The following is an 11,752-nucleotide window of genomic DNA, read 5'->3' as shown; positions in this document are numbered from 1 at the left end:
AGCCTTAGTTTAAAACAAGATTATAAAAGTTCTTTTATTAAATCTTGTGAAGATTTTGGTGATAAAAGTACTGGGGCAACATCAAATACTGTTTTTGCTCCAAACTCACCTTTTTTAGACATTCTAAATGTAGCTCTTGCATAAGCAACAAGTACACTAGCAGTAAATTCTGGATTACTATCAAGTTTTAAAGCATACTCTATTACTTGATTTACTCCATCACTTGATTTACCACTTCTTATTACAAATCCACCATGTGGCATAGTATTGTGGTTTTTATCAAACTCATCTTGGCTTATGAAGTTTACAGTTGTATCATAAGGTTCAAAGTAATTTGGCATAGTTTTGATTTCATTTTCAATTTTTTTAGAATCAGCTCCATCTTTTAATACAATAAAACACTCTCTTGTATGTTTTTGTTTTGTAGTTAAACTTGGTCTGCTTCCACTTCTTACTTTATCAATAGCTTCTGTTGATGGAATTGTATATTGAACTCCATTTTTTACACCTTCAACTCTTCTAATTGCATCAGAATGTCCTTGGCTTAATCCTTTACCCCAAAATGTATATGTATCACCATCTGGTAAAAGTGCTTCTCCATAAATTCTATTTATTGAGAACATTCCAGGATCCCAACCAATAGAAATCATTCCTATTGTTTTATTTTTTTGGCAAGATTTATCAACACTTGCAAAGTATGCTGGAATTTCCGCATGATTATCATAGCTATCAACTACATTAAAATGCTCCGCATATTTTGGACCTTGTATAGGTAAATCATCTTTTGAACCACCACATAAAATTAAAACATCTATCTTTTCTTTAAATTCTAAAATATTATCTAAAGAATATACAGGAGTGTTTATAGTAGTTACACTTTTAGGGTCTCTTCTTGAAAAAACCGCTACTAAACTCATATCAGGATTTTTTAAAACAGAAAGCTCAACACCTCTTCCTAAATTACCATATCCAACAATTGCAACTTTAATCTGATTATTCATGCTAAACGCTCCTTTTGTAAGTAGTAAGTTTTTTTGTATGTAGATCAAACAAAAAAATTTCGGCAATATTGTACTATTAAAATGCTTAATTAAATAGTTAGTTTATTTATTATAAAATAGACAAGCCCCTAAATAAGGATACAAAATGTATATAATAGAGTTTGAAAATATAGATGTTGGATATGATGAAAAAATTATTTTAAAAGATTTAAACTTAAAAATTAAAGAAAAAGAACATTTTGCAATATTAGGCTCAAATGGAAGTGGTAAATCAACTTTGATGAAGTTAATACAATCACAAATACATCCAAGACACACAAAAGAGTTTAAAAAAGAGATATTTGGGAAAAGTAGATATTCTATATTTGAATTAAGAGAAGAATTAGGAGTTATTACAAATGACTTACATAACCATTTTGAAAAGGAAGCTGGATATTTGAGTGGTTTTGAAGTTGTACTAAGTGGGCATTATAGTTCAATTGGTATTTTTACTCATCAAGATTTTACGAATGAACAAATTAAAAAAGCAAAAGATGTTATGGAATTTCTAGAAATTGAAGATTTAAGATATAAAAAAGTATCTGCTATGAGTACAGGACAATTAAGAAAATGTATAGTAGGACGTGCTTTAATACACAATCCAAAAGCATTTATTTTAGATGAACCAACAGTTGGACTTGATATAAAAGCTCAAATGAATTTTATAAAAATGCTTAAAAAGTTATCTAAAAATTCAACTATTATTTTAGTAACTCATCATCTTGAAGAGATTTTTGAAGAGATAAAAAAGGTTGCTTTAATATATAATAATACAATTTATAAAATAGGAAACAAAGAAGATATATTAACAAGTGAAAACTTAAGTAAAATCTTTGATACAAATCTTACGATAAAAGAGAAAAATGAAAGATATTTTATAGAGGAGATTTTATGAAAACTTTAAAAATTATTTTATATACATTTATATCACTTATAGTGATTTATACTCTTGCTGGTTTTTTTCTAGTTCCTTATATAGCTAAAAAAGAAATTATAAAAAATTTAGATGAAATTCTAACAACTAAAACTAAAATAGAAAAGATATATTTTAATCCCCTAACTTTATATATAGAAGTAAATAATTTTGCATTAGTTGATGAAGAAATAGATGAATATGTAGTATCTTTTGATAACTTTTCTTTACAATTTGCACCATTTAAATCGATTGAAAAAAGATATTTAAGTATAAAGAATGTTTCTCTTGATGGTATTTATGCAAATATTGTAGAAAAAGAAAAAGGTATCTTTAATATTTTACAATTATTAAAGAATCAAGATAAAGAGTTAAAAAATGAAGAGATTGAAGAAGTTACAAAAGTAGAAGAAGAAAGTTCTTCAATACAATATCTAATTTCAAAAATTGTTTTAAAGAATGCATATATTGACTATAAAAGCTTAGTTGATGAGCAAAAATATGCATTAAATTTAAAAGATATCAACTATACAATTTATGATTTGGGAACATATAAAAACTCTCTTTCATCAAATAATTTAGAATTTATTTTAAATGAGAATAGCTTTATTAAAATTGGTGGGGGATTAAAATTAGACCCTTTTGAAGCTTATGGACAAATAAATATAAAAGATTTAAAAATAAAAGAGATTTTAGATTTTGATAAAACTATTTTTAATTTTGAACTAAATAAAGAAGCAAATTTAAATCTTATTTTAAACTACAATATAGAATTAAAAAATGGCTTTAATATGCAATTAAGTAGTGATTTATTGGATATAAGTAATGTAAAACTTCATCAAAACAATAAAGATATTGCTTCTTTAAACAATCTTGATATTAAAAAAGTATATTTTGATTTAAATGCTCAAACAATAAATTTATATGATATTTTCATAAAAGATTTAACAGCAAAAATGAATTTGGATAAAAATGGAATAAATTTTGCAAATTTAGTAAATAGTTCTAATACTACAAATGAAACAAACATAGATGAAAATATACAACCATGGATTGTGAATATTTCAAACATATCTTTAAATAATGGAAATTATAGTTTTACAGATAATATAAACAATACCAATCTATCAGTAAAAAATATAAATTTAAATGCCAATAAACTTAATATTGTTGATAGTTTGGTACTTTTAGATAGTGCAAATTTATTAACATCAAATGCAAAATATCAAGACAATACAAACAAATTTGATGTAAGTTCAAATAAAACAAATCTAAAAGTAACTAATATAAAAGTGGAAAATAGTAAAACAAATATAGGAAATATAGCTGTTTTAAAAGATGGTTTCGAGTTCAATGAAAATAACTCAAAAATAAAATTGACTTCTAAAAATATTGATTTAAATTTATCAAAATTAAATATTTTTGATGATATTTCATTTGATAATGCACATTTAAAAACTACTAACTTTAATTTTCAAGAACTAAACTCAAAATTATCAGTGAGTTCAAAAAATATAAATTTAAAAACTAATAGCTTTTTATTTGATAAAAATCAAAATATATCTTTAAAAAATAGTGAATTATCAAAAACAGATATAAATTTATTTGATGCATCAAGTAATATTCAAATAGATACAAATAATTCAAATTTAAAATTATCAAATTTGAACTATAAAAAAGATACTTTAGTAATTGGTGAAATGCAATATAAAGATCCAAATATTAAAATGAATAATTTAGAATCAAATCTCAAAATTGAAGCAAAAAATATAGACTTAAATTTAAAAAAGATTATTAGTAAAAATACATTTTTTAAAATAGAAAAAACAGCTTTACAAAATCCTCATATATCTATAATTTTACCTAAAACAACTCAAACAAAAATTGAACAAAATAAAGAAGATGATAAAGGTACTAATTTAGAAAATAAAAAACCTTTTAGATTTGTTTTAGGTCCAGTTGATATTAAAAATATGACTTTTGATTTTGAAGATAAAAATTTACCAATTCCATTTAAAACAACAATTTCAAAACTAAATGGAACAGTTTCAGAAGTAAAAAATAAAGCAAATAGTACTTCAAATCTTGAAGTAAAAGGTGTTGTTGATGAATATGGAATTGCAACAATAACTGGAGTTGTAAATCCAAATAATATTAAGATTTTAACAGATGTTAATATGAAATTTAAAAATATAGCTATGAAAAGTTTTACACCCTATACAGCAAAATTTGTAGGTCGTGAGATAAAAGATGGAAAACTAGAGCTAGATTTAAATTACAATATTACGCAATCAAATTTAAAAGCAAAAAATAATATCCTTATTAAAAAGATAGTATTAGGAGAGAAAATTGAAAGCCCTGATGCTATAAGCTTACCACTTGATTTAGCTATTGCTCTTTTAGAAGATTCTTCAAATACAATAGATATAAATCTTCCTGTTTCAGGAAATGTTGATGATCCTCAGTTTTCAATTGGTTCTATTGTATGGAAAGCATTTTTAAATCTTATGACAAAAGCTGTTACATCACCATTTTCTCTTATTGGTTCGTTATTTAATTTTAGTGAAGAAGAGATAAAAAGTGTAAATTTTGAATTAAATGAAAGTGAAATAACTCCAATTCAACAAGAAACTTTAGACAAAATAGCTATTATTTTAAAAGAAAAAGATGAATTTGCAATAAAAATATCTGCAACTTTTAATGAAAAAAAAGAAAAAGAGAGTGTTGGTAAAAAAAGAGTTGAAAATATAAAAGAGTATTTAGTAAAAGATAAATCAATAAATGAAAAACAAGTTATTATTGACTCTAATATAAAAAAATCAAATCAAAATATTGATTTAAATATTGAAAAAATAAAGTAATGAAGCTTATATTAAGTTTTTATAGCTTATATTTCTAGTTAAATTATAATTTTATTAAAAAGGAATTTTTTTGGATCCCGATATACAGTCCGTATTGATGTTGATTGTTGCACTATTTTTAGTGTTTTTAAATGGTTTTTTCGTTCTTTCTGAGTTTGCTATTGTAAAAGTTAGAAAAACAAAATTAGAAGAATTTGTTAAACAAGGCAGAAGAGGTGCACCTTTGGCACTGAAAATGTCTAACTCTCTTGATACTTATCTAAGTGCTACTCAACTTGGAATTACTTTTTCTTCTCTTGCTTTAGGTTGGATAGGAGAACCCGCTCTTGCTAGACTTATAGAATCAAATGTTACATTTTTGGCAAATAATCCAGTTTTATTACATACTATTAGTTTTGTAATTGCTTTTGCTATTGTTACATTTTTACACGTTGTTTTTGGAGAGATTGTTCCAAAATCTATTGCTATTGCAAAAGCTGAAGTTATGGCACTATATATAGCTCGTCCTTTATATATCTTTTGGTTAGTATTCTATCCATTAATTCGTTTCTTTGATATAGTTGCAGCATCTATTCTTAGAATGCTTGGTGTTAGACCTGCAACAGAGCATGAGTTATCTCACTCTGAAGAAGAACTTAGAATTATTGTAAATGAAAGTTTTAAAGGTGGACATATTGATTCTATTGAGAGTGAAATCATCAAAAATGCAGTCGATTTTTCTGAAACAGTTGCAAAAGAGATTATGACTCCAAGAAAAGATATGATTTGTATTAATTCTGAAAAAAGTATCGAAGAGAATATTCAAAGATTAACTTCAACAAGACATACAAGATATCCATATTGTCATGGTGGAAAAGACAATATAACAGGAATGATTCATACTAGAGATTTATTAAACAACTCTTTAGAAGGAAAAACTGTTGATTTTTCAAAATTTGTAAGACCTATTATAATGGTTCCAGAAAATACTTCTATTTCAAACATTTTAACAAGAATGAATAAAAGTAGAATTCATTTAGCTTTAGTTATTGATGAATACGGTGGAACTTCTGGACTTATAACTATGGATGATATTTTAGAAGAACTTATCGGAGAAACAACAGATGAACATGATCCAAAACAAGAAACTATTAAAAAAATAGATGAAAATATTTACGAATTTGATGGAATGGTAAACATAGAAAAAGTTGAAGAGATTTTAGATATTAGCTTTGATGAAACAGAAATTTCTGTAACTATTGGTGGAAGAATTATAAATATTGTAGGAAGATTACCTATTGTTGGAGAAGTTATTGAAGATACTTATTGTACTTATAAAATATTAGAAATAGAGAACAATCGTATCAAAAAGCTTTTATGTACAAAAATAATACCAGAGGAAGAGTCTAAAGTTTTATAACTTTAGCTCCAAATCCTCCACTACTTGGATGGGCATCTTCAAAACTCTTTACTCTTGGATGTTTCTTTAAAAACTCTTTTACTGCAAATGCAAGTTTTCCAGTTCCAATTCCGTGATAAACTAATACTTCTTCAAATCCAGCTAAAAGAGCATCACTTAGAAATTTGTCAAGATTTTCAATAGCTTCATCAGCTCTTTGTCCATGTAAATCTAGTTTTATACTTCCAGTTTCTGATTTTTGTATAGTTACAACAGCTTTTTTTGAAGGAATTTTTGGTGGTGGATTTCCACTTCTACTTAAGTCTACTATCATTACTTGAACCTTTATACCCATATCATTTTCAATAAAAGCCTTATTTCCTTTGATTGAAACAATAACTCCTTTTGTATTTCGATATTTTACTCTATCCCCTACTTTAAACTCTATTTCTTCTTGAACTTTCTCAACTTGTATCTCTTTTGCCATTTTGTGAGAAATATTTAAGTGTTGATGAGACTCTTTTACCATTTTAGCTTTAATAGCTTTTTTAGCTTCATCTCTTGCATCTTTATACTCTTTATGAAGTTTTGATTTTTCACTATAAATATGCTCATCAAGTTGTTCTTTTTGATCTTTTAAATTATTCGAGATTCTTTGCATATTAGCTATTTCTATATCAAGTTTCTCTATTTTTTGCTTATATTCTCGTTCTAAATCACTACTTCGTTCAATCAATTCATTTAATCTATCTTTATCTTCTCCATAAACTTCTTTTGCTCTTTTTACAACTCCTAGTGGTATTTTATATCTTAAAGCTGTTTCAAATGCGTAAGATTTTCCAATAGTTCCTTGTAAAAAATCATAAGTTGGTCTTTGATTTTCTTCATCATATAAAGCAGCTATCAATTCAACATCTGGATTTGAAGCCATAAGTGCTGCTAGTCTTTTATGGTGAGTTGTGATGATGATTTTTATATCATTTTTGATTAAATCTTCAATTATTACTTTAAATAAACTTGCAGCTTCATCTGAATCAGTTCCGAGTTCTATCTCATCAACTCCAACTATTGCATTTTTAACTTCAAAAAGTTTAGAAAACTCTACCATTCTTCCAGCAAAAGTTGAAATGTCATTTTTTACACTTTGAGGATCATCTAAAACTGCATTTATAGATTTAAAATTGCTTACTACTGTACTTTTATGTGCATTGTATGGCAGAAGATATTTTGATAGAAAAATTGAGCTTAAAATTGATTTTAACATCATAGTTTTTCCACCAGCATTAACTCCAGTTATCATAATAACACTTTTTGAAAAATCAATCGTTATTGGTTTTGGATTACTTAAAGCTGGATGACAAAAATCTACAAGTCTATTTTCAGCATTTTTAGAAGGTAATATAAAGTTTTTATCTCCAATTTTTGAAAAAAATATCCTAGCTTGATAATGGTCGAATTTGTCAAATTCTTTGTTTATAAACTTCAAAAATAGTAGATTTTTTTCAAAAATATGAGATATTTCTTTACAAAGTTTAAATAAAATCTCTTCTTGTTTATTTTTTAAATCACTTTGCTTTTGTTTTAAATCACTAACACTATGAGGAATTACATAAAAAAATCCAGCATTTGATCTATCAATTACACTTCCACTTAAAACGTGATTAAATCCACCACGAACTAATAAGCACTCTTCACTATTGATAAAATGTACTTGCATATCAACCAAATATGGTTTTATTTTAGAAGAGTTTATAATCTTATAAAGGCTTTGTTTTATCTCTTCTTTATTTTTATAAAGTGCTTGTTTAATATTGTCATAATCTTCATCTATTCCATCTTTTAGGTTTGCTTTATCATCAAAATATTCACAAATTTTTAAGATATCAGCTGGAATGATGATTTTATCAATCATCTCAAGAAGCTTTCCTTCAAAATTGAATTTCTTTAAATATAAAAAATAGTTGATTATTTTTATAAATTCATATATTTCATAAACTCTTAAAACACCTTGTTTTTGTATGTGCATAAGTTGTGAATCAAGATTTTCTACATTCAGTGGTTGATTTATATTATATTTTGATAGTTCACTTATGATTTTATAGTGAATATTTATATCACCCTCTAAAATTATAGATTTTTCTCTAGCAAAAAGCTTTAAAAAGCTTGTTATATAGTCACTTAAGTCTAGTTTTTTAATTAAATTTTCCATAAGTGCGATTGTATCTAAAAGGGCTTGATAATTTTATGAAAAAGGAGTTTTAGAAACTCTTTTTAAAAGATAATAAATAAGAAGATAAGATATCTATTACATCAAGATAATCTTCTACATTTCCACTAGCTTTTGCAGATAAAATAGCACCTTCTAATGTTGAAGCTATATATAAACTAAGTTTTTTCGTATCACACTCTTTAATTTCATCTTTTTCAACTGCTTTATCCAAAATATTTTTTATATTGCTTTTTAAAGCTTCATAAATCTCTTTCATCAAAACTTTAAAATCTTCGTCAATATTTGACATCTCTTGAATAATATTTGCTATTGGACAACCTTTTTCAAAATCTCTCGAAGAAGTATCTTTTAAACTTTTTATAAAAGCTTCTAAATAATCTTTTTCTAATTCTAAGATTAAAGAATATCTTTGCACAAACTTTTCATAAATCTTCTCTTTTATTGAAGCTATTGCCATCTCTTTTTTATTTTCAAAAAAGTGATACATAGAACCTTTATGTACTTTTGCATTTTTTAAAATATCTGTTAAAGAAGCACCTTGATAACCTTTTGTGTAGATTTCATCAAAAGTGCAATTTATTAAATCTTTTCTTGTATTTTTTTCCATTTTTTATTGTAACATTTTTTAACTTGACTTCTTAGTCAAATTTTATTAGAATTTTATTTGACCAAAAGGTCAAATAATTAGGAGATAATATGCAAAAAAGTATAAATATCGATGAGATAAATATTTCATATAGTATAGAAGGACAAGGTGAAACTATAGTTTTACTTCATGGTTGGCCACAAACTTCTTATATGTGGAGAAAAATAACTCCTGTCTTATCTAAAAAATTTAGAATTATAACTTTGGATTTACCAGGACTTGGAAATAGCAGTATTGCAAAAAGTTATGATACAAAAAATATAGCTACAATTTTAAACGAATTTATAAAAAAACTTAAAATAAAAGAATTTCATTTAGTTGGACATGATATTGGAGCTTGGGTTGCAACGACTTATTGTATATATTTTAAAGAAAATTTAAAAAGTTTGACTATTATAGATGCAGGAATTCCTGGACTTATATCAGATGAACTTTTTTGTTTGGAAAATACAAATAAAATCTGGCAATTTTTCTTTCATAGTGTTGAAGAAATACCTGAATTTTTAGTAAAAGATAGAGAAAAAGAGTATATTTCTTGGTATTTTAATAAAAAATCTTATATAAAAAATGCAATAAAGGAAGAAGATATACAAAACTACTATTTAGCATATAAAGATAAAATGAAAAATGGCTTTGAATACTATCGATATTTTCAAGAAAGTGCTAAACAAAATAGAGTTTTAACTTCAAAACTTGATATAAAAATCTTAGCTATTGGCGGAGAATTTGCCTTAAAAGAGCAAGTTGGAATTGCTATGCAAAAAATCTCAAATCAAGTTACAACTAAAGTTATAGAAAATTGTGGACACTATATACCAGAAGAACAACCTGAAGAGCTAATTAAAACAATATTAGATTTTTTATAGAAGTTTTATTGACAAAGAGATAATACTCTTTGTCAATTATTTTGTTAAATCTTTTATATAAGATACATATTCTTTTGCTGTTTCTTGTAATTTTTCATCACTTATTACAAAAGTTTCATAAGTAATAAACGGATTTTTATAGTCCATTTTTACATAATTTGCTGTTGCTTCAAATGAGTTTAAAAACTCTTCAACTGTGAATTTGTTACTTCCATTTGAATTGTATTGAGCTGTTCCACTTCCTACACTTGTAGCTACTGCTAAAGTTTTATTTTCTAATTTATAGTTTTCACCAAAAGCAAAGTTATACTCTAAAACTACATCTAACCACTCTTTTAAAAGTGCTGGTGAACTTAGCCAATACATTGGAAATTGGAAGATTATAATGTCATTTTCAAGTAATAACTCTTGCTCTTTTTTTGCATCTATTTTAAAATCTGGATATTTTTTATAAAGATTATTTACTGTTACATTTGACTCTTTACTTGCAAATTCAACTAAAGCTTTATTTACTCTTGATTCAGTATCCAAATTTGGATGAACTACATTGATTAAAACTTTTTTCATTTTTATTACCTTTTTTTTGATTTGTAAAATATTATCCATTTATGACATTTTTGTCAAGTATAGACTTTTATGTCTAATTTGTATTGTTATGCTTTTTTAGTTATACTTCAAAAAAGGATTACAATGATTGAACTAAATGGAAAAGAGTACGAATGCCCAAGTAAAATTCCAATGGACTTAGTCGATGATAAATGGAAATTTTTAATACTTTGGAATTTAGCTACAAAACCACTAAGAGTTAGTGAATTAACTCAAAAGATGCCTGATATTTCACAAAGAACTTTAAGTAGAAAATTAAAAGCACTAGAAGAAGTTTCACTTGTGCATAGAGTAGTTTTCCCAGAAGTTCCTCCAAAAGTAGAATACTCTTTAACAATTCATGGTGAAAGATTACTCGAAGTATTTGAAATAATGAGTAAATGGGGAGAAAAATATGCAAAAGAAATGGGAGCAAAAATATACTAACCCTCTTCCATTCCCATTCTTAAAAATCCTGTAAATCCTGCATTATCAGATGTTAGTTTTTTTGAAACTTGCTTTTTCATCTCATTTAAAACTTTTTTATATGAACTATAAAATTCAAAAGCTGGTTTTGGTTTATATACTAAATTTTCTATTTCAAAATATTTTATTACATTTTTTGTAGTTGTTGGTTTGATAAAAAATTCTTTGTTTATAGTAAAATAGTATGGAATAAGAGTTATTATAGACCATTTTGCTAGATTCTTTTGAGTTAATATCTCAATCATATCATCAAATCCATCTTTAAAGTTTCCATAAAGAAGTTCATCTAAAGCAATACAAAACATATCTTTTTCATAAATATTCATTGACTTTATCATATCTCTTACTTTTGGCTTTTCAAATAGAGAAATTAGTGGTGATTTAGAGATAATCTTTGCAAAATTATCACAAATAAGTTCTGGTTGAGAAAAGTTTTCTTTTTTAAAAAGTTCTTTTGTCTCTTGATGAAATTTTGTAGAATTAAATCTTTTGATAATAGCTAAAAGTTTATCATCTTCAAAGCCTTTTGGATAATACTCAAAAAAGTTATCTTCAAGCTCTTTTAGTTTTTTTGTATTCATCATTTTTCCTTTTATTCTAAATTTATTTTAGCAAAAATAACTATTAAATTAACTTATTATGATATATAAACTTAGGTATGAGTTCCAAGGTAAAAGAAAGGACAATTTTTTAACTTTAGCTCCTAATCTAAATTGATGTTAAAAAATCTGAAAATACAAAAAAACC

Annotated in this window: 10 protein-coding genes; 5 read left to right on the top strand and 5 right to left on the bottom strand. The window is 25.4% G+C overall.

All coding sequences use genetic code 11. The features are described 5' to 3' along the window. Window positions 1-20: 20 nt before the first annotated feature. Window positions 21-1,001 (bottom strand): diaminopimelate dehydrogenase, encoded by a 981-nt coding sequence (locus tag CRU91_RS01005; protein WP_113892514.1) that lies wholly within the window; start codon window positions 999-1,001, stop codon window positions 21-23. A gap of 145 nt (window positions 1,002-1,146) precedes the next feature. Here CRU91_RS01005 and CRU91_RS01000 point away from each other — a divergent pair, with 145 nt between their 5' ends. The 3 genes from CRU91_RS01000 to CRU91_RS00990 all read left to right on the top strand — a co-directional run bounded on the left by CRU91_RS01000 (window position 1,147) and on the right by CRU91_RS00990 (window position 6,213). Then, window positions 1,147-1,935 (top strand): ABC transporter ATP-binding protein, encoded by a 789-nt coding sequence (locus CRU91_RS01000; RefSeq protein WP_113892513.1) that lies wholly within the window; start codon window positions 1,147-1,149, stop codon window positions 1,933-1,935. Then, window positions 1,932-4,814 (top strand): DUF748 domain-containing protein, encoded by a 2,883-nt coding sequence (locus CRU91_RS00995; protein ID WP_113892512.1) that lies wholly within the window; start codon window positions 1,932-1,934, stop codon window positions 4,812-4,814. The genes CRU91_RS01000 and CRU91_RS00995 overlap by 4 nt, the downstream gene beginning before the upstream one ends. 97 nt (window positions 4,815-4,911) lie before the next feature. Further along, window positions 4,912-6,213, top strand: coding sequence for a hemolysin family protein (locus CRU91_RS00990; protein WP_113892511.1), 1,302 nt, complete (start codon window positions 4,912-4,914; stop codon window positions 6,211-6,213). Here CRU91_RS00990 and CRU91_RS00985 read toward each other — a convergent pair. Beyond that, window positions 6,200-8,401, bottom strand: coding sequence for an endonuclease MutS2 (locus CRU91_RS00985; protein ID WP_113892510.1), 2,202 nt, complete (start codon window positions 8,399-8,401; stop codon window positions 6,200-6,202). The two genes, CRU91_RS00990 and CRU91_RS00985, sit on opposite strands and share 14 nt — an antisense overlap. 49 nt (window positions 8,402-8,450) lie before the next feature. Then, window positions 8,451-9,029 carry a TetR/AcrR family transcriptional regulator gene (locus CRU91_RS00980; protein ID WP_113892509.1) on the bottom strand — a complete coding sequence of 193 codons (579 nt, stop codon included), beginning with the start codon at window positions 9,027-9,029 and terminating at the stop codon, window positions 8,451-8,453. An 89-nt stretch (window positions 9,030-9,118) separates the two neighbouring features. Between CRU91_RS00980 and CRU91_RS00975 the strand changes: the two genes are divergently transcribed. Then, window positions 9,119-9,934 carry an alpha/beta fold hydrolase gene (locus CRU91_RS00975; RefSeq protein ID WP_113892508.1) on the top strand — a complete coding sequence of 272 codons (816 nt, stop codon included), beginning with the start codon at window positions 9,119-9,121 and terminating at the stop codon, window positions 9,932-9,934. 36 nt (window positions 9,935-9,970) lie between these two features. Here the strand turns inward: CRU91_RS00975 and CRU91_RS00970 are convergent, their stop codons facing one another. Beyond that, complete coding sequence (locus CRU91_RS00970; protein WP_113892507.1) at window positions 9,971-10,501, bottom strand: NAD(P)H-dependent oxidoreductase; 531 nt, start codon at window positions 10,499-10,501, stop codon at window positions 9,971-9,973. A gap of 123 nt (window positions 10,502-10,624) precedes the next feature. On the opposite strand from CRU91_RS00970, the gene CRU91_RS00965 reads away from it, so the two are divergent. Then, window positions 10,625-10,966 (top strand): winged helix-turn-helix transcriptional regulator, encoded by a 342-nt coding sequence (locus CRU91_RS00965; protein WP_113892505.1) that lies wholly within the window; start codon window positions 10,625-10,627, stop codon window positions 10,964-10,966. On the opposite strand, the gene CRU91_RS00960 is transcribed toward CRU91_RS00965, so the two are convergent. Further along, window positions 10,963-11,586, bottom strand: coding sequence for a hypothetical protein (locus CRU91_RS00960; protein WP_113892503.1), 624 nt, complete (start codon window positions 11,584-11,586; stop codon window positions 10,963-10,965). The genes CRU91_RS00965 and CRU91_RS00960 overlap by 4 nt on opposite strands. Between the last annotated feature and the right edge of the window lie 166 nt (window positions 11,587-11,752).

Source organism: Aliarcobacter vitoriensis (assembly GCF_003316695.1).
Taxonomy (GTDB): domain Bacteria; phylum Campylobacterota; class Campylobacteria; order Campylobacterales; family Arcobacteraceae; genus Aliarcobacter; species Aliarcobacter vitoriensis.
The sequence above is the reverse complement of the archived record's forward strand: the minus strand, read 5'-3'. Positions and strand labels throughout refer to the sequence as shown.